Source organism: Streptomyces sp. FIT100 (assembly GCF_024584805.1).
In the GTDB taxonomy this organism is placed as follows: domain Bacteria; phylum Actinomycetota; class Actinomycetes; order Streptomycetales; family Streptomycetaceae; genus Streptomyces.
Genome location: NZ_CP075715.1, coordinates 1,651,291 through 1,669,030, shown reverse-complemented (window position 1 = coordinate 1,669,030; position 17,740 = coordinate 1,651,291). Strand labels below are relative to the sequence as shown.

Genomic DNA, 17,740 nt, shown 5'->3' with positions numbered 1-17,740 from the left:
GAGCAGCGGGGCTCGGGCGGCGCGAGGACGCGCCGTCCGGGCCCTGACGCTTGTCCCCGACGACCTCCCTAGGAGACCTCACCCATGAAGACGATCGACGAACTTCTCGCCGAAGGCGTCGCCGGCAAGCGGGTCTTCGTCCGCGCCGACCTCAACGTGCCGCTCGACGGCACGACGATCACCGACGACGGCCGTATCCGCGCCGTGCTGCCGACCGTGAAGGCCCTCGCCGACGCGGGCGCCCGGGTCATCGTCGCCTCGCACCTGGGCCGTCCCAAGGGCGCCCCGGACCCGGCCTTCTCGCTCGCCCCGGCCGCCGCGCGCCTCGGTGAACTGCTCGAAGGCCCTTCCGGTGAAGTGGCGTTCGCGACCGACACGGTCGGCGACTCGGCCCGTGCGACCGTGGACGGGCTCGCCGACGGCGGCGTCGCCGTCCTCGAGAACCTCCGCTTCAACGCCGGTGAGACGGCCAAGGACGACGCGGAGCGCGGCGCTTTCGCCGACCAGCTCGCCGCCCTCGCCGATGTGTACGTCGGCGACGGCTTCGGTGCCGTCCACCGCAAGCACGCCTCGGTGTACGACCTCCCGGCCCGGCTGCCGCACGCCGCCGGCTATCTGATCACCACCGAGGTCGGCGTCCTGAAGAAGCTCACCGAGGACGTCAAGCGGCCGTACGTGGTCGTCCTCGGCGGTGCCAAGGTCTCCGACAAGCTCGCCGTCATCGACGAGCTGCTCGGCAAGGCCGACCGCCTGCTGATCGGCGGCGGTATGGCCTACACCTTCCTCAAGGCCAAGGGGTACGAGGTCGGCATCTCGCTCCTCCAGGAGGACCAGATCCCGGTCGTGACCGAGTACATGGAGCGCGCCGAGAAGACCGGCGTCGAGCTGGTGCTGCCGGTCGACGTCCTCGCCTCGACGGACTTCCCCGATCTGAAGACCAAGGCGCCGGCCGAGTACATCACGGTCGACGCCGACAAGATCCCCTCCGATCAGGAGGGCCTCGACATCGGCCCGAAGACGCGCGAGCTGTACGCGTCGAAGGTCGCCGACGCCGAGACGGTGTTCTGGAACGGCCCGCTGGGCGTCTTCGAGCACCCCGACTACGCGGGCGGCACCCGCGAAATCGCCCAGGCGCTCGTGGAGAGCAAGGCGTTCACGGTCGTCGGCGGTGGCGACTCGGCCGCCGCCGTCCGCACGCTGGGCTTCGACGAGAACGCATTCGGCCACATCTCGACCGGTGGCGGCGCGAGCCTCGAGTACCTCGAGGGCAAGACGCTTCCCGGCCTCGCCGCACTGGAGGACTGACCTACCCATGACTGCATCCACCCCTTCTGGCCGCACCCCGCTGATGGCGGGCAACTGGAAGATGAACCTCAACCACCTCGAGGCCATCGCCCACGTCCAGAAGCTCGCCTTCGCCCTCGCCGACAAGGACTACGACGCCGTCGAGGTCGCGGTCCTGCCGCCCTTCACCGACCTGCGCTCGGTGCAGACCCTGGTCGACGGCGACAAGCTCAAGATCAAGTACGGTGCCCAGGACATCTCGGCGCACGACTCCGGTGCCTACACCGGCGAGATCTCGGGCCTGATGCTGTCCAAGCTGAAGTGCACCTACGTGGCGGTCGGTCACTCCGAGCGACGCCAGTACCACGCCGAGTCGGACGAGCTCTGCAACGCCAAGGTGAAGGCCGCTTTCAAGCACGGCATGACCCCGATCCTCTGCGTCGGCGAGGGCCTGGACATCCGTAAGGCCGGCCAGCAGGTGCAGTACACGCTGAACCAGGTCGACGGCGGTCTGAAGGACGTCCCGGCCGAGCAGGCCGAGACCATCGTGATCGCGTACGAGCCCGTCTGGGCCATCGGCACCGGCGAGGTGGCCACCCCCGAGGACGCCCAGGAGGTCTGCGGGGCGATCCGCGGCCGGCTGGCCGAGCTCTACAGCCAGGAGCTGGCCGACAAGGTGCGGATCCAGTACGGCGGCTCGGTGAAGGCCGGCAACGTCGCCGCGATCATGGCGCAGCCCGACGTGGACGGCGCTCTGGTCGGCGGGGCGGCGCTGGACGCCGACGAGTTCGTCAAGATCGTCCGCTTCCGCGACCAGTGAGAGCAGGCCGCAGTAGGCCGTAGGGCGGATCCGTCGTACCCTTGCGGGGGCCGGGGCTTTCGGGCCCGGCCCCCGATTTCTTGATCATAATGTTCCGTTGTCCAGTCCAGTCCTGTCCCGTCCGAGGAAGTTGGTCCAGCCGTGATTATGGGGTTCTCGATCGCCCTGATCGTCTTCAGCCTGCTGCTGATGCTGCTGGTGCTGATGCACAAGGGGAAGGGCGGCGGCCTCTCCGACATGTTCGGTGGTGGCATGCAGTCCTCCGTCGGCGGCTCCTCGGTCGCCGAGCGCAACCTCGACCGCATCACCGTCGTGCTCGGCCTGATGTGGTTTGCGTGCATTGTCGTACTTGGTCTGCTCATGAAGCTGGACATCTGACCCACCGCGGGCGTCCCGGGGGCGGGGGTGTAACTCCAATCACTGGACGCGCGTTGGGCCTTACGTAGACTGGGGCATCTTCGAGCACCATCACGCAGGGAGTTACGACCGTGGCAAGTGGCAACGCGATCCGGGGAAGCCGGGTCGGAGCGGGGCCGATGGGGGAGGCCGAGCGGGGCGAGTCCGCACCGCGTCTCCGCATCTCCTTCTGGTGCTCGAACGGGCACGAGACGCAGCCGAGCTTCGCCAGTGACGCACAGGTTCCCGACAGCTGGGACTGCCCGCGCTGCGGGTTCCCGGCCGGCCAGGACCGGGACAACCCGCCGGACCCGCCGCGCACCGAGCCGTACAAGACGCACCTGGCCTATGTGCGGGAGCGGCGCAGCGACGCGGACGGGGAGGCGATCCTCGCCGAGGCGCTCGCCAAGCTCCGGGGCGAGATCTGAGCGTTTGAGCAACGGGCCCGGTTCGGGCGGGGATCGACTGGTTCCCCGCCCGAACCGGGCCCGACGTGTTCCGGCGCCCAACGGCCCCGCTCCGGCGGCTTCAGCGGCTTCAGCGGCGCCGTGTGCGTACGGCGTGCGCCTCGCCGATGTGGGCGGTCAACGCGAGCGAGGCGGTGGCCCGTTGGTAGGTCAGCTGGGCCACCCGTGCGAAGAGGCAGTCGAGGATCAGCAGGACCGAGTGCCGGGTGCCGAAGCCACCGCGCCGGAAGCTGGTCTCCGCCGACGTCGAGGTGAGATGGACCGACGCGGCGGCGGCGATGGGCGAGCGCGGATCGCCCGTGACGGCCACGGTCGTGGCGCCCCGCTCGGCGGCGAGCTGGAGCGGGCTGAGGACCTCGCGGGTGGTCCCGGAATGGGACAGGGCCACGACCGTGTCGGCGGGCGTCAGAAGGGCCGCGGAGGTCTCCGCCGCATGCACCTCGGTCCAGCTCCGGGCGGCGCATCCGATACCGAACAGCCGGGCCTCCGTCTCGCGCGCCACGATGCCGGAGGCGCCCACTCCGTAGACATCGACGCGGCGGGCGCGGGCGACGGCCCGCGCGGCACGTTCCAGGGCGTCCCGGTCGAGGCTCTCCGCGGTCTGCCTCAGGGCCTGGAGATCGGCCTGGGCGACGACCGCCACGACGTGGTCCAGGGGGTCGTCCGGGCCGATTCCGGGACCGAGCGGGCGCTCGTCGGAGGCCCGGCCGCCCTGCTCCTTGGCGAGCTCCAGCAGCAGGTGCTGGTACGAGTCCAGGCCGAGCGCCCGGCAGAAGCGGGTCACGGACGCCTGGGACGTGCCGGTCCTGCGGCCGAGCTCGGCGGCGGAGACGGAGGTGACCCCCGGGGGGTCGGCCAGGACGTGCTCGCCGACCCTGCGCAGGGAGCCCGTCATCCGCGGCAGCTCGGAGCGGATCAGCGCGGTGATCATGGCGGCTCGTCTCTGCCGTGCTCGGCGTTCGGGGTGCCGGCCCCGGAGGGGGCTTGTCCTCGGTGAATCTATCAACCACGATGCGACCTCATGACGGATTCTCTCAGCCAGGTCCTGGTCATCGGCGTCGACGCGGGCGGCACCCGGGTCCGGGCACGCGCGGCGGAGGCGCACAGCGGTGCCGTCGTCGGTGAGGGCACGGGCGGTCCCGGCAACGCGCTCAGCGTCGAGCGCGATGCCCTCACCCGCCATCTCACCACCGCTCTCGCCGCTGCCGTGCCGCCCGGGCTCGGCGGATCGGTCGCGGCCGTCGTGGGCGGCTTCGCCGGCGGAGCGGTCGACGGAGGTTCCGGCAGGGGGCTCGAACTCGCCGTCCGCTGCCTCGGCGACGCGCTCGGCGCGGTGGGTGCGTCGCCGGCGGCGCTGGAGGTGTACGGAGACGTGGACGTCGCCTTCGCCTCGGGACGGGGGGCTCCCGCCGACGGGCTCGTCGTGATCGCCGGGACCGGTGCGGTCGCCGCGCGCGTGGCGGGCCGCCGGGCGGTGCGCACGGCCGACGGGGACGGCTGGCTGCTGGGTGACGCGGGCAGCGGGTTCTGGCTGGGCCGCGAGGCGCTGACCGCGGTGCTGAGGGCGCTCGACGGGCGCGGGCCGGGGACCGCGCTGGTGGAGTCGCTGCTCGCACACTGCCTGGGGTACGAGGAGGGGACGCCGGAGTCCTGGGCCGGTCGCAGGGCGCTCCGGGAGCGCCTCATCGGACACGCCTTCACGGGCTCCCCGGTGCGGCTCGCGGCGCTCAGCCCCTTCGTGACGGCGGCCGGCGCGGCGGGGGACCGGGTGGCCGGCGCCCTGCTGGACCGCGCCGCCGACGAACTGGCCGCCACGGTGCGCGCGTTGGCCCCCCGCCCCGGAGAGCCGCTGGTCACCACCGGTGGACTGCTCGGACCGCACGGGCCGCTGCTGGAGCGACTGGCGGCGCGCACCGGGGAGTCGGGGCTGCGGCCCGAGCCGGTGCCGGACGGCACGGCCGGGGCGGTGGAGCTCGCCCGGCTCTTGACGTGAGTGGCTGGGGCTGATTCATTGAGCCGCGAGTTGAGATCTGATGCGAATCATCAATTCACGTGAGCAGTCGGCCCGTCGTCGGTGACCCTTGGGAGCTCCTCCATGCCTCAGTCGCAGCACAGCCCGCACGCGCAGCTCGGCGCCGACCTCTTCGTCGAGCAAGGACGCCTGGCCTTCGAGCGGGCGGTCGCCGCCAACAAGGACTCCGTCGCGGCGGCTGCCCGGTTCGTCGCGGACTGCGTCGCCGCGGACGGCGTCGTCCACGCCTTCGGCACCGGTCACTCGCAGGCCGCCGCACTGGAGATCGCGGGCCGGGCCGGCGGGCTCGTGCCCACCAGCCGGATGTCCCTCGCCGACCTCGTGCTCCGCGGCGGAGAGGACCGCTCGGTCCTCGACGACCCGCTGCTGGAGCGCTCGCCGGGGCTTGCGGCACGGCTCTACGCCCTGGCCACCCCGCGGCCCCAGGACGTGTTCGTGATCATCTCCAACTCGGGCGTCAACAACTCGATCGTCGACATGGCGCTCCATGTGAAGAGCGCCGGCCACCGGCTGATCGCCCTCACCTCCCTGGAACACACCAACTCCGTGCCCGCGCTGCACAGCAGCGGCAAGCGGCTCGCCGACCTCGCCGACGCCGTGCTCGACAACTGCGCGCCCACCGGCGACGCGCTCCTCCCGCTGCCCCACGGCGGCGGCCTGTGCGGGGTCTCCACGCTCACCTCCTCGCTCCTCGTCCAGATGACCGTCGCCGAGGCCGTCGCCCTGCTCATCGCCGAGGGCCACGAACCCCCCGTGTACATCTCCGCCAACGTGCCCGGCGGATACGACCGGAACGCCGTGCTCGAAGCCCGCTACGAGGGGCGGCTGCACCGCGGCGGACACTGATCCCGGCCAGGGCCTGCCGCCCGGATCAGGCCCCGTGCCCCGCGCCGTTGTCAGTGGTGCCCCCTACGGTCGTGAGCGGTGGACGATCGACGATCCGAGGGGGCGCCGTGGCAGCAGCGGAGGCAGTGGGCACCGCATCGGCAACACCCGCCTGGCGGGGCGGATTCGGGCGGCTGTGGGCGGCGGCGGTCGTGTCGAAGCTCGGCGACTCGCTGCGCACGGCCGCCATGCCGCTGCTCGCCGCGTCGCTCACCGATGATCCGCTGCTCATCGCCTCGGTGACCGCCTGCGGCCATCTGCCCTGGCTGCTCTTCGGGCTGCTGGGCGGGGCGGTGGCCGACCGCGTCGACCAGCGGCGGGCGATGTGGGCCGTCGACCTGGTGCGGGGCGCGCTGATGGCCGCGTTCGCGCTCGCCGTCGCGCTCGGCCACGCCTCGGTCGCCCTTCTGATGGCCGTGGCCTTCGCGCTCACCACGCTCCAGACCCTCTTCGACAACGCCGCGACGGCTCTCCTGCCGTCCCTGGTGCCCGCCGGGTCGCTCGGCAGTGCCAACGCCCGGCTCCAGACCGGACAGCAGCTGGCCGGCACCTTCCTGGCGGGCCCCCTCGTGCCCGTGCTGCTCGTCGCGGGCGCCGCCGTGCCGTACGCGGCGGACGCGGCGACCTATGTGCTGGCGGCGCTGCTGGTGGCGTCGCTGCCGGCGGCGGGCCCCGAGCGGCAGCGCCGCAAGACCGGGTCCACCCTGCGGGCGGAGATCGCCGAGGGCGTCCGGGCCCTGTGGCGCGACCGGACGCTGCGGTCGCTGTGCACGGCGACCACCCTTTGCAACATCGGCATGGGCGCCCTCATCGCCACCCTCGTCCTGCATGTCACCGGCTGGCTGGACGCGGGCAACGGCGGCTATGCCGCGGCCGTGACGGCGTACGGCGCGGGCGCCGTCGCCGGAGGCATCCTCGCCCGGCGGCTGGCCGAGCGGACGGGCCGGATACGCAGCGTGTTCCTCGCCGGGTGTGTGCAGACCGGCTGCCTCCTCGCCATGGGGACGGTCCGCGAGCTGTGGGCGACCGTCGCGGCGATGGCGCTGTTCGGCTTCATGGGGCTGGTGTGGAACGCCAATCAGGTGACGCTGATGCAGGAGCGCAGCCCCGACGGGATGCTGGGCCGCATCGGCTCGGCCTTCCGCACGCTCGCGGTCGCCGGGGCCCCGCTCGGGGCGCTGCTGGGCGGCGGGGCCGCGGCCGCCTGGGGGCTGAACACACCCGCGCTGGTGGCGGCGGCACTGTTCACGCTCGCCGTCGCGTCACTGACCCCTCAGATCAATTAGGTTGGTGGAGCAGCGGGGCACGCAGGCAGGTACGAGAAGAAGTGGGCTGATGTCCGGAATGAACGCAAGCGAAGGGCGTGCGCGAAGCGCTCCGAACAAGGGTGTTGGTGGGCGACGGGTGGGACGTACCCGGCTCAATCGGATGCCCGAATGGGCCGCTCTCGGCAAACACCGCGAGCAGCTGGCCGACGCACATCTGCGGGAGCTGTTCGCCGCCGATGCCGACCGCGGCAGCCGGTTCACCCTCCAGGTCGGTGACCTCCACCTCGACTACTCCAAGCACCTGGTGACCGACGAGACGCTGGCGCTGCTGCGCGAGCTCGCAGCGGCCGCCGACGTCGCCGGGCTGCGGGACGCCATGTTCCGCGGCGAGAAGATCAACATCACCGAGAAGCGGGCCGTACTGCACACCGCGCTGCGCGCCCCTCGCGATGCCGTCATCGAGGTCGACGGCGAGAACGTGGTCCCCGCCGTGCACGCCGTGCTCGACAAGATGGGCGCGTTCTCGGAGCAGATCCGTTCGGGCAGCTGGACCGGCCACACCGGAAAGCCCATCAAGAACGTCGTCAACATCGGCATCGGCGGCTCCGACCTCGGCCCCGCCATGGCCTACGAGGCGCTGCGCTCGTACACCGCACGGGATCTGACGTTTCGTTTCGTGTCGAACGTGGACGGGGCGGATCTGCACGAGGCGGTCCGCGACCTCGACGCGGCCGAGACGCTGTTCATCATCGCGTCCAAGACCTTCACCACCATCGAGACCATCACCAACGCGACCTCCGCCCGCACCTGGCTGCTCGACGAGCTGAAGGCCGGCCAGGAGGCCGTCGCCAAGCACTTCGTGGCGCTGTCGACCAATGCCGAGAAGGTCGACGAGTTCGGCATCGACACCGCCAACATGTTCGAGTTCTGGGACTGGGTCGGCGGGCGGTACTCGTACGACTCGGCCATCGGGCTCTCGCTGATGATCGCCATCGGCCCGGACCGCTTCCGCGAGATGCTCGACGGCTTCCACCTCGTCGACGAGCACTTCCGCACCGCTTCGCCGGAGGAGAACGCTCCGCTGCTGCTGGGCCTCCTCGGCGTCTGGTACGGCGGCTTCTTCGACGCCCAGTCGCACGCGGTGCTGCCGTACTCGCACTACCTGAGCAAGTTCACGGCCTATCTCCAGCAGCTCGACATGGAGTCCAACGGCAAGTCCGTGGACCGCGACGGCAACCGAGTCGACTGGCAGACCGGGCCGGTCGTCTGGGGCACGCCCGGGACCAACGGGCAGCACGCGTACTACCAGTTGATCCACCAGGGCACGAAGATCATCCCGGCCGACTTCATCGGCTTCGCCCAGCCCGTCCCCGACCTGCGGCCCGCACTGGTCGCCCAGCACGATCTGCTGATGGCCAACTTCTTCGCCCAGACCCAGGCGCTGGCCTTCGGCAAGACCCCCGACGAGGTGCGGGCGGAGGGCGTCGCGGAGGAGCTCGTCCCGCACAAGACGTTCGTGGGCAACCACCCGACGACCACGATCCTCGCCAGGGAGCTGACCCCCTCCGTGCTGGGGCAGCTGATCGCGCTCTACGAGCACAAGGTGTTCGTCCAGGGCGCCGTGTGGAACATCGACTCCTTCGACCAGTGGGGCGTCGAGCTGGGCAAGGTCCTGGCCAAGCGGATCGAGCCCGTACTGACCGAGACCGTGACATCAGCCGCTGACGCGGCGGGCGGAGGCGAGGAGCTCGACAGTTCGACCGCCGCGCTCGTGGACGCGTACCGGACACTGCGCGGCCGCTGATCCGATGACGGGGGAGGGGACCGTGCGGCTGAGACCGCCGAACAACAGGGTCAACGAGCGGGCCGTCGGCTGGTGGCGCGCCCAGTGGCTGGTGACGACCGCGGTGCCGGTGCTGGTGCTCGGCGTCCTCGGCGCGCTCATCGGGCCTGCCAGGGCCTGGCTCCTGGGCGCCGCGGGCATCGTCGCCGTCGCCGGCCTGGCCTGCACGGTCTTCCTTCCCTCCTGGTGGTACCGGGTGCACCGCTGGGAGGTCACGGACGAAGCGGTGTACGTCCGCACCGGCGCGTTCTGGCAGGAGTGGCGCATCGCCCCGATGTCCCGGATCCAGACCGTGGACACCGTGCGCGGCCCCCTGGAGCAGGCGTTCCGGCTCGCCACCGTCACCGTCACCACGGCCTCGTCCAAGGGCGCCATCCGGATCGAGGGCCTGGACCACGAGCTGGCGGCGGAGCTGGCCGGGCAGCTGACCCGGATCACCCAGGCGACACCCGGGGACGCCACATGAGCGGGGACGCCGCATGAGCGACGGCTGGCTGAGGCTCGACCGGCGCACGGTCCTCGTCACGGCCGCCGTCATGACCGGGGTCGCGGGCGGCGCCGCCCTGCCGGCCCTGCTCGGACTGGCCGGCGGCATGCCCTGGTGGCAGGCGCTCGTCTGGGTCGCCGCGGGCTGCGCCGTGCTCATCGCGGCGGGCGCGGGCGCCGACTACGTCCGCTGGCGGCGCACGCACTACCGGATCGGGCCGGAGCGCGTCGAGCTCCACACCGGGCTGTTGCTGGTCAAACGCCGCTCCCTGGCGCGCGAGCGCATCCGCACCGTCGATCTCACCGCCAACCCGCTGCTGCGGATACTGGGCCTCGTCAAGGTGCGGATCGGCACCGGCGAGCACACCGGCGGCGAGTCGTCCCTGGAGCTCGACCCGGTGAGCACGGCGGAGGGCGAGCGCTTGCGTCGCGAGCTGCTCTCCCGGGTCGCCGAAGGACCGGCCCCGGGCCTTCGGCGGGACGGCGCGCTGGCCGTCCTCGACACCGGCTGGATCCGCTACGCGCCGGTGTCGTTCGTCGCCCCGCTGCTGGGCGGCGCCGCGGCAGGTGCCGTGATGCAGGTCAGCCAGTGGTTCGGGGTGCAGGGAAAGGTCATCGACTGGGTGGCCGGCGTCTTCCGGGACACCCCGGTCGTGTGGACCGTCGTCGTCCTGGCCGCCGCCACCCTGGTGGCGGGGGTCGTCGGCGCGCTGGGCCTCTGGGTCGAGATGTGGTTCGGCTACCGGATGGAGCGCGAGCCCGGCGGCACCCTGAGGGTCCGCCGCGGGCTCCTCACCTCCCGCTCGATATCCATCGAGGAGCGGCGCCTGCGCGGGGTCGAGCTCGTCGAGCCGCTCGGGGTACGGCTGTTCGGCGCCGCCCGGGTGGACGCGGTCGCGACCGGCCTGGCGCGGAACGAGGACGAACGCCGCGCCGACCTCAAGACACTGCTGCCGCCCGCGCCACGGGACGTCGCCGACGAGGTCGCCGCGCTCGTGCTCCGCGAGGCCGGCGCCCCGACAAGCGCCCCGCTCACCCCGCACCCGCGCGCCGCCCGCTCACGCCGGTTGCGCTGGGCGGTGTCCGCGGTGCTCCTGCCGTCGGCGGCCCTCGCCATGCCGGGGCTCCTGCTCTCCGAGTCCCTGCTGTACGTCGCGGCGGCGTGCGTCGTGGTGTTCCTCCCGCTCGCCGTGCTCCTCGCGCTCGACGCGTACCGGAGCCTGGGGCATGCGATCTCCGGCGACTACCTGCTCGCCCGGTCCGGGACGGTGCGGCGCCGGACGGTCGCGCTCCAGCGCGGCGGGGTGATCGGCTGGACGCTCAAGCAGTCCTGGTTCCAGCGCCGGGCGGGCGTACTCACACTGACCGCGACGACGGCGGCGGGGGATGGCGCCTACTCGGTCCCCGACGCGGACCGGCACGAAGTGCTGGACTTCGCTTCCCGTGCGGTCCCGGGCCTGCTGGAGCCGTTCCTGGACCGCTCCCCGCCCCACTCCGAACGGTGACGGCCGCCGCCGTGGCTCCGCCCCACCCCGAACGGTGACGGCCCGGTGCCGCCGTGGTGGGGCACCGGGCCGTCGGGCCGATGACGGGCAGATGAGCCCGAGGGCTCGGGGCGAAGGGCTCAGGGCGACGCCGGAGGGTAGAGGCTCCGGGGGAGCTGGGACGCCGCCGCCGCGTCGAGGAGCCACAGCGTGCGCGAGCGGCCGTACGCCCCGGCCGCCGGCGCCTGGATCTCGCCCGCGCCCGAGAGCGCGATCGCCGCGGCGTTCGCCTTGTCCTCGCCCGCAGCGAGGAGCCAGACCTCGCGGGCCGCGCGGATCGCCGGCAACGTCAGCGAGATCCGGGTCGGCGGGGGCTTCGGCGCGCCGTGCACCCCGACGACCGTGCGCTCGGTCTCGCGGACGCCCGGGAGCTCGGGAAAGAGCGAGGCGACATGCGTGTCCGGGCCGACGCCGAGCATCAGGACGTCGAAGGTGGGCACGTCGCCATGGTCCTCGGGGCCCGCAGCCGCGGCCAGTTCCGCCGCATAGGCGGCGGCAGCGGCATCCGCGTCGTTGCCGTTCGGACCGTCGGACGCCGGCATCGCATGCACCCGGGACGGGTCCAGCGGGACCGAGTCCAGCAGCGCCGCCCGGGCCTGGGTGACATTGCGCTCCGGGTCGCCCTCGGGCTGGAACCGCTCGTCGCCCCACCACACATCGAGCCGTGACCAGTCGATCGCGTCCCGCGCGGGCGCCGCGGCCAGCGCGGCCAGCAGGCCGTTCCCGTTGCGCCCACCGGTGAGGACCACCGATGCGAAGCCGCGCGCGGCCTGGGAGTCCACGATCTTCGTGATCAACCGGGCCGCCGCGGCCTGCGCCATCAGCTCCTTGTCGCGGTGGACGACGAGTTGGGGAGCGCTCACTTCGCCGCCGCCTTCTTGGCGGGGGCCTTCTTGGCCGGCGGCTTCGCCGCGGCGGGCGCGGAGCCCGCAGCCGCCCCGGCGGCGGCCTCTGCCGACTCGTCGTTCAGCCGGTCCACCCCGTACCGCAGCGCCATGGCATACGTGTCGTCGGGGTCGAGGCGCCGCAGCTCCTCAGCGATCAGCTCGGCCGTGTCCCGGCGCTTCAGCGCCACCGCGCGGTCGGGCTGGCCCTGGATGGAGAGCGTCGCCACCGAGCCGTCCGCCCGGCCCAGGACGATCGGGCCGCCCTTCGTCTCCAGCCGTACGGCCGTGAGTCCTGGGCCGGGCGACACCGAGCGCTTGACCGGTACCTTCAGCCGGTCCGCGAGCCACATCGCGAGCAGCTCGCAGCTCGGGTTGAACTCCTCGCCCGTGACCTCCGCCCCGGTGGCCTCGACCGGCGCCTGGTCCAGCGCGGCCGCCAGCATCGAACGCCAGGGGGTGATCCGCGTCCAGGCCAGATCCGTGTCGCCCGGGGTGTACGCGTCGGCACGCCCGGTCAGCTCCGCGATCGGCTGCTCGCAGGCGTAGGTGTCGGTCACCCGGCGCTGGGCCAGCGCGCCCAGCGGGTCGGACGCCGGGTCGGTCGGGGCGTTCACCGGCCACCACGCCACGACCGGCGCGTCGGGCAGCAGCAGCGGCAGGACCACGGACTGGGCGTGGTCGATGACCTCGCCGTACAGCCGGAGCACGACGGTCTCGCCCGTGACGGCGTCCGCGCCGACCCGCACCTCCGCGTCGAGGCGGGCCTTCGCCCGGTCCCGCGGCGAGCGCGAGACACGCTTGATGACGACGAGCGTGCGCGAGGGGTGCTCGCGCGACGCGTCGTTGGCCGCCTTCAGCGCGTCGTAGGCGTTCTCCTCGTCCGTGACGATGACGAGCGTGAGGACCATGCCGACGGCCGGTGTGCCGATCGCCCGCCGGCCCTGCACCAGCGCCTTGTTGATCTTGCTGGAGGTGGTGTCCGTAAGGTCGATCTTCATGGCCGACGCCAGCTCCGTCCGTCTCGTGCGAGCATTTCGTCCGCCTCGGCCGGACCCCAGGTCCCGGCCGCATACTGTGCGGGCTTGCCGTGCCGGTCCCAGAACTCCTCGATCGGGTCGAGGATCTTCCAGGACAGCTCGACCTCCGCCAGCCTCGGGAAGAGGTTGGAGTCACCGAGCAGGACGTCCAGGATCAGCCGCTCGTACGCCTCGGGGCTGGACTCCGTGAAGGACTCGCCGTACGCGAAGTCCATGGAGACGTCCCGCACCTCCATCGACGTGCCGGGCACCTTGGAGCCGAACCGCATCGTCACGCCCTCGTCCGGCTGGACCCGGATCACCAGGGCGTTCTGCCCCAGCTCCTCGGTGGCCGTGCGGTCGAAGGGCGAGTGCGGGGCGCGCTGGAAGACGACGGCGATCTCGGTGACCCGGCGGCCGAGCCGCTTGCCCGTCCGCAGGTAGAACGGCACGCCCGCCCAGCGGCGGTTGTCGATCGACAGCTTGACCGCCGCGTAGGTGTCGGTCTTCGACTTGGGGTCGATGCCGTCTTCCTGGAGGTAGCCGATGACCTTCTCGCCGCCCTGCCAGGCGCCCGTGTACTGCGCGCGCACGGTGCTCTTGGCCAGGTCCTTCGGGAGCTTGACCGCACCCAGCACCTTGGTCTTCTCCGCCGCCAGCGCGTCCGCGTCGAAGGAGGCGGGCTCCTCCATCGCGGTCAGCGCGAGCAACTGGAGCAGGTGGTTCTGGATGACGTCGCGGGCGGCGCCGATGCCGTCGTAGTAGCCGGCACGGCCGCCGATGCCGATGTCCTCGGCCATGGTGATCTGGACATGGTCGACGTACGACCGGTTCCAGATCGGCTCGAAGAGGGTGTTGGCGAAGCGGAGCGCCAGGATGTTCTGGACGGTCTCCTTGCCGAGGTAGTGGTCGATGCGGAAGACCGCGTCGGCCGGGAAGACCTCGTGGACCACCTGGTTGAGCTCGGTGGCCGACGCCAGGTCGTGGCCGAAGGGCTTCTCGATGACGGCGCGCCGCCACGAGCCGTCCTTCTGGTCGGCGAGCCCGTGCTTCTTGAGCTGCTTGACGACCTTGGGGAAGAACTTCGGCGGCACGGAGAGGTAGAAGGCGAAGTTGCCGCCCGTGCCCTGCTCCTGGTCGAGCTCCGCGATCGTCTTCTTCAGGTTCTCGAACGCCTCGTCGTCGTCGAAGTCGCCCTGGACGAACCGCATCCCCTGGATCAGCTGCTGCCAGACCTCCTCGCGGAAGGGGGTGCGGGCGTGCTGCTTCACCGCGTCGTGGACCACCTGGGCGAAGTCCTCGTCGTGCCACTCGCGGCGGGCGAAGCCCACGAGCGAGAAGCCGGGCGGCAGCAGTCCGCGGTTGGCGAGGTCGTAGACGGCGGGCATCAACTTCTTGCGGGACAAATCGCCCGTGACGCCGAAGATGACCAGGCCCGACGGCCCCGCGATACGCGGGAGCCGTCGGTCCGCGGCGTCACGGAGCGGATTCGCCCCGGTGCCGGAAAGCGTGGTCAAGGGTCTCAGCCCTCCGAGGGAGCGAGGCGTTCGAGCTCCGCCTGCGTCGACTTGAGCAGATCGTTCCAGGACGCCTCGAACTTCTCGACGCCCTCGTCCTCCAGCAGCTGCACCACGTCGTCGTACGAGATCCCGAGCTTCTCGACGGCGTCGAGCTCGGCGCGCGCCTGCTCGTACGTACCGCGCACCGCGTCGCCCGTGATCTGCCCGTGGTCGGCGACCGCGTTCAGCGTGGCCTCCGGCATGGTGTTGACCGTGCCAGGCGCGACCAGATCGTCCACGTACAGCGTGTCCTTGTACGCCGGGTCCTTGACGCCCGTCGAGGCCCACAGCGGACGCTGCTTGTTGGCCTGCGCCTTGTCCAGCGCGAGCCAGCGGTCCGAGGAGAAGACCTCCTCGTACGCCTCGTAGGCGAGGCGGGCGTTGGCCACGGCGGCCTTGCCGCGCGCGTCCTCGGCCTCCGCCGTGCCCAGCGCGTCCAGCCGCTTGTCGATCTCGGTGTCCACCCGGGACACGAAGAACGACGCCACCGAACGGATCTTCGAGAGGTCGAGGCCCGCGGCCTTGGCCTTCTCCAGACCGGCCAGGTAGGCGTCCATGACCTCGCGGTAGCGCTCCAGCGAGAAGATCAGCGTCACGTTGACGCTGATGCCGAGGCCGATGACCTCGGTGATCGCCGGCAGACCCGCCTTGGTGGCCGGGATCTTGATGAACGTGTTCGGCCGGTCCACCAGCCAGGCCAGCTGCTTGGCCTCGGCGATCGTCGCCTTCGTGTTGTGCGCGAGGCGCGGGTCGACCTCGATCGACACGCGGCCGTCCTGACCGCCCGTCGCGTCGAACACCGGGCGCAGCACGTCCGCCGCGTCCCGCACGTCCGCCGTCGTGATCATCCGCAGGGCTTCCTCGACGGTCACCTTGCGGGCGGCGAGGTCCGCGAGCTGCTGCTCGTAGCCGTCGCCGGACGAGATGGCCTTCTGGAAGATCGACGGGTTGGTGGTGACGCCCACGACATGCTGCTGGTCGATCAGTTCGGCCAGGTTGCCGGATGTGATCCGCTTGCGCGACAGGTCGTCGAGCCAGATCGCGACGCCTTCGTCGGAGAGGCGCTTGAGTGCGTCTGTCATGAGAGTTGCATCTCCTACTAGTCGTATACCGGCGTCAGCGCGCGGCGGCGGCAATCGATTCCCGGGCGACGGCGGCCAGGTTCTCCGGGGTGAACCCGAACTCGCTGAAGAGCACCTTGCCGTCGGCCGACGCGCCGAAGTGCTCCAGCGAGACGATCCGGCCGGCGTCGCCGACGTACCGGTACCAGGTCAGCCCGACACCGGCCTCGATCGCCACCCGCGCCTTCAGCGACGGAGGCAGCACGCTGTCCTTGTACGCCTGGTCCTGCTCCTCGAACCACTCCACCGACGGCATCGAGACGACCCGCGTCGGGACGCCCGCGGCCTGGAGCTGCTCACGCGCCTCCACGGCCACGTGCACCTCCGAGCCCGTGCCGATCAGCACGACCTGGGCGTCCGCGCTCTGTCCTTCGGGCCCTTCGGCCTCGAAGAGCACGTAACCGCCCTTGGCCGCGTCGTCGTTGGGCTCGTACGTCGGCACACCCTGGCGGGTCAGTGCCAGACCGTGCGGGGCGCCCACGCCGAACTTCTTCGTGTAGCGCCGCAGGATCTCGCGCCATGCGATCGCGGTCTCGTTGGCGTCGGCCGGGCGCACGATGTTCAGGCCCGGGATGGCGCGCAGCGACGCCAGGTGCTCCACCGGCTGGTGGGTCGGGCCGTCCTCGCCGAGACCGATCGAGTCGTGCGTCCACACGTACGTCACCGGCAGGTGCATCAGCGCGGACAGCCGCACCGCGTTGCGCATGTAGTCGGAGAAGACCAGGAAGGTGCCGCCGTAGACACGGGTGTTGCCGTGCAGCGTGATGCCGTTCAGCACCGCGGCCATCGCGTGCTCGCGGATGCCGAAGTGGATCGTGCGGCCGTACGGGTCGGCCTCCGGCAGCGGGTTGCCCTTCGGCAGGAACGACGACGTCTTGTCGATCGTCGTGTTGTTCGAACCGGCCAGGTCGGCGGAGCCGCCCCACAGCTCGGGGATGACCGCACCCAGCGCCTGGAGCACCTTGCCGGACGCGGCACGGGTGGCGACGGACCTGCCCGCCTCGAAGAACGGGAGCTTCTCCTCCCAGCCGGCCGGCAGCTCGGTCGAGCGGATCCGGTCGAACTCGGCGGCGCGCTCCGGGTTGGCCCCCCGCCACTCGGCGAAGGACTTCTCCCACTCCTCGCGGACCGAACGGCCGCGGTCGAGGGCCTTACGGGTGTGGGCGATGACCTCGTCGGAGACGTCGAAGCTCTTCTCCGGGTCGAAGCCGAGGACGCGCTTGGTGGCCGCGACCTCCTCGTCGCCCAGCGCCGATCCGTGCGCCGCCTCGGTGTTCTGCGCGTGCGGGGCGGGCCAGGCGATGATCGAGCGGGCCGCGATGAAGGAGGGACGCTCGGTCTCCTCCTGGGCCGCCTTCAGCGCCCGGTAGAGACCGGCCGGGTCCAGGTCGCCGCTGGGCAGCTGCTGGACGCGCTGGACGTGCCAGCCGTACGCCTCGTACCGCTCCAGCGTGTCCTCGGAGACGGCGGTCGCGGTGTCGCCCTCGATCGAGATGTGGTTGTCGTCCCACAGCAGCACCAGATTGCCGAGCTTCTGGTGGCCGGCCAGCGCGGACGCCTCGTGCGAGATGCCCTCCTGGAGGCAGCCGTCGCCGGCGATCGCCCAGATGGTGTGGTCGAACGGGGAGGTGCCGGGCGCGGCGTCCGGGTCGAACAGACCGCGCTCGTAGCGGGCGGCCATGGCCATGCCGACGGAGTTGGCGACACCCTGGCCGAGCGGGCCGGTCGTGGTCTCGACGCCGACGGTGTGGCCGTACTCCGGGTGGCCGGGGGTCTTGGAACCCCAGGTGCGGAAGGCTTCGAGGTCGTCGAGCTCCAGGCCGTAACCGGCCAGGTAGAGCTGGATGTAGAGCGTCAGGCTGGAGTGGCCCGCCGAGAGCACGAACCGGTCGCGGCCGGTCCAGTCCGCGTCGGCGGGGTCGTGCCGCATCAGTTTCTGGAAGAGGACGTATGCGGCGGGGGCCAGGCTCATGGCCGTACCCGGATGGCCGTTGCCGACCTTCTGTACGGCGTCAGCGGCGAGGACGCGGACGGTGTCCACGGCCCGCTGGTCCAATGCGGTCCACTCGAGGTCTGTGGTGGTCGGCTTGGTGCTCACCCTGGGTCAGGGCTCCTCTCCACATGTTCGGGTC

16 protein-coding genes are annotated in these 17,740 nt (G+C 71.7%); 10 read left to right on the top strand and 6 right to left on the bottom strand.

Translation table 11 applies throughout. The annotated features are described in order from the left end of the window. The first annotated feature begins 84 nt into the window (after positions 1–84). The 4 genes from KK483_RS07270 to KK483_RS07255 all read left to right on the top strand — a co-directional run bounded on the left by KK483_RS07270 (position 85) and on the right by KK483_RS07255 (position 2,928). Complete coding sequence (locus tag KK483_RS07270; RefSeq protein WP_262004385.1) at positions 85–1,305, top strand: phosphoglycerate kinase; 1,221 nt, start codon at positions 85–87, stop codon at positions 1,303–1,305. A gap of 7 nt (positions 1,306–1,312) precedes the next feature. Then, complete coding sequence (gene tpiA / locus KK483_RS07265; protein WP_262004384.1) at positions 1,313–2,104, top strand: triose-phosphate isomerase; 792 nt, start codon at positions 1,313–1,315, stop codon at positions 2,102–2,104. A gap of 147 nt (positions 2,105–2,251) precedes the next feature. Next, positions 2,252–2,482, top strand: a complete 231-nt coding sequence (secG, locus tag KK483_RS07260; RefSeq protein WP_262009381.1) for a preprotein translocase subunit SecG — start codon at positions 2,252–2,254, stop codon at positions 2,480–2,482. A 110-nt stretch (positions 2,483–2,592) separates the two neighbouring features. After that, positions 2,593–2,928: an RNA polymerase-binding protein RbpA gene (locus KK483_RS07255; RefSeq protein WP_078503510.1), complete on the top strand. Its 336-nt coding sequence runs from the start codon at positions 2,593–2,595 to the stop codon at positions 2,926–2,928. Positions 2,929–3,037: 109 nt separating this feature from the next. Here KK483_RS07255 and KK483_RS07250 read toward each other — a convergent pair whose 3' ends face one another. Next, positions 3,038–3,898 carry a MurR/RpiR family transcriptional regulator gene (locus KK483_RS07250; protein ID WP_262004383.1) on the bottom strand — a complete coding sequence of 287 codons (861 nt, stop codon included), beginning with the start codon at positions 3,896–3,898 and terminating at the stop codon, positions 3,038–3,040. A gap of 90 nt (positions 3,899–3,988) precedes the next feature. Between KK483_RS07250 and KK483_RS07245 the strand changes: the two genes are divergently transcribed. From KK483_RS07245 to KK483_RS07220, 6 genes are all read left to right on the top strand, one after another. Then, complete coding sequence (locus tag KK483_RS07245; protein WP_262004382.1) at positions 3,989–4,960, top strand: N-acetylglucosamine kinase; 972 nt, start codon at positions 3,989–3,991, stop codon at positions 4,958–4,960. 102 nt (positions 4,961–5,062) lie between these two features. Beyond that, complete coding sequence (locus tag KK483_RS07240) at positions 5,063–5,845, top strand: SIS domain-containing protein (RefSeq protein ID WP_262004381.1); 783 nt, start codon at positions 5,063–5,065, stop codon at positions 5,843–5,845. Positions 5,846–5,952: 107 nt separating this feature from the next. Next, positions 5,953–7,170: an MFS transporter gene (locus tag KK483_RS07235; RefSeq protein ID WP_262004380.1), complete on the top strand. Its 1,218-nt coding sequence runs from the start codon at positions 5,953–5,955 to the stop codon at positions 7,168–7,170. A 49-nt stretch (positions 7,171–7,219) separates the two neighbouring features. After that, positions 7,220–8,956 (top strand): glucose-6-phosphate isomerase, encoded by a 1,737-nt coding sequence (pgi, locus tag KK483_RS07230; protein WP_399013562.1) that lies wholly within the window; start codon positions 7,220–7,222, stop codon positions 8,954–8,956. A gap of 4 nt (positions 8,957–8,960) precedes the next feature. Beyond that, positions 8,961–9,461 carry a PH domain-containing protein gene (locus tag KK483_RS07225; protein ID WP_262004378.1) on the top strand — a complete coding sequence of 167 codons (501 nt, stop codon included), beginning with the start codon at positions 8,961–8,963 and terminating at the stop codon, positions 9,459–9,461. A 13-nt stretch (positions 9,462–9,474) separates the two neighbouring features. Continuing rightward, the gene (locus KK483_RS07220) at positions 9,475–10,986 is read left to right on the top strand and encodes a PH domain-containing protein (protein ID WP_262004377.1); all 1,512 of its coding nucleotides are present in this window, start codon (positions 9,475–9,477) and stop codon (positions 10,984–10,986) included. Positions 10,987–11,105: 119 nt separating this feature from the next. Here KK483_RS07220 and pgl read toward each other — a convergent pair whose 3' ends face one another. The 5 genes from pgl to tkt are packed head-to-tail and all read right to left on the bottom strand — an operon-like array spanning position 11,106 to position 17,706. Next, on the bottom strand, positions 11,106–11,888 hold the full coding sequence (pgl, locus tag KK483_RS07215) for a 6-phosphogluconolactonase (RefSeq protein WP_262004376.1): 783 nt from the start codon (positions 11,886–11,888) through the stop codon (positions 11,106–11,108). Continuing rightward, complete coding sequence (gene opcA / locus KK483_RS07210) at positions 11,885–12,910, bottom strand: glucose-6-phosphate dehydrogenase assembly protein OpcA (RefSeq protein WP_262004375.1); 1,026 nt, start codon at positions 12,908–12,910, stop codon at positions 11,885–11,887. The genes pgl and opcA overlap by 4 nt, the downstream gene beginning before the upstream one ends. Continuing rightward, on the bottom strand, positions 12,907–14,445 hold the full coding sequence (gene zwf / locus KK483_RS07205; protein ID WP_262004374.1) for a glucose-6-phosphate dehydrogenase: 1,539 nt from the start codon (positions 14,443–14,445) through the stop codon (positions 12,907–12,909). Before zwf ends, opcA begins: the two co-directional genes overlap by 4 nt. A 5-nt stretch (positions 14,446–14,450) precedes the next feature. Continuing rightward, complete coding sequence (tal, locus tag KK483_RS07200) at positions 14,451–15,569, bottom strand: transaldolase (RefSeq protein ID WP_262004373.1); 1,119 nt, start codon at positions 15,567–15,569, stop codon at positions 14,451–14,453. A gap of 34 nt (positions 15,570–15,603) precedes the next feature. Continuing rightward, on the bottom strand, positions 15,604–17,706 hold the full coding sequence (gene tkt / locus KK483_RS07195; RefSeq protein WP_262004371.1) for a transketolase: 2,103 nt from the start codon (positions 17,704–17,706) through the stop codon (positions 15,604–15,606). Positions 17,707–17,740 lie beyond the last annotated feature (34 nt).

Excerpts from the sequence above, each read along its gene's own strand:
- KK483_RS07270 (WP_262004385.1), top strand. The coding sequence starts at position 85 with ATGAAGACGATCGACGAACTTCTCGCCGAAGGCGTCGCCGGCAAGCGG.
- tpiA (WP_262004384.1), top strand. The coding sequence starts at position 1,313 with ATGACTGCATCCACCCCTTCTGGCCGCACCCCGCTGATGGCGGGCAAC.
- secG (WP_262009381.1), top strand. The coding sequence starts at position 2,252 with ATGGGGTTCTCGATCGCCCTGATCGTCTTCAGCCTGCTGCTGATGCTG.
- KK483_RS07250 (WP_262004383.1), bottom strand. The coding sequence starts at position 3,898 with ATGATCACCGCGCTGATCCGCTCCGAGCTGCCGCGGATGACGGGCTCC.
- KK483_RS07245 (WP_262004382.1), top strand. The coding sequence starts at position 3,989 with ATGACGGATTCTCTCAGCCAGGTCCTGGTCATCGGCGTCGACGCGGGC.
- KK483_RS07240 (WP_262004381.1), top strand. The coding sequence starts at position 5,063 with ATGCCTCAGTCGCAGCACAGCCCGCACGCGCAGCTCGGCGCCGACCTC.
- pgi (WP_399013562.1), top strand. The coding sequence starts at position 7,220 with ATGTCCGGAATGAACGCAAGCGAAGGGCGTGCGCGAAGCGCTCCGAAC.
- KK483_RS07225 (WP_262004378.1), top strand. The coding sequence starts at position 8,961 with ATGACGGGGGAGGGGACCGTGCGGCTGAGACCGCCGAACAACAGGGTC.
- KK483_RS07220 (WP_262004377.1), top strand. The coding sequence starts at position 9,475 with ATGAGCGACGGCTGGCTGAGGCTCGACCGGCGCACGGTCCTCGTCACG.
- opcA (WP_262004375.1), bottom strand. The coding sequence starts at position 12,910 with ATGAAGATCGACCTTACGGACACCACCTCCAGCAAGATCAACAAGGCG.
- tal (WP_262004373.1), bottom strand. The coding sequence starts at position 15,569 with ATGACAGACGCACTCAAGCGCCTCTCCGACGAAGGCGTCGCGATCTGG.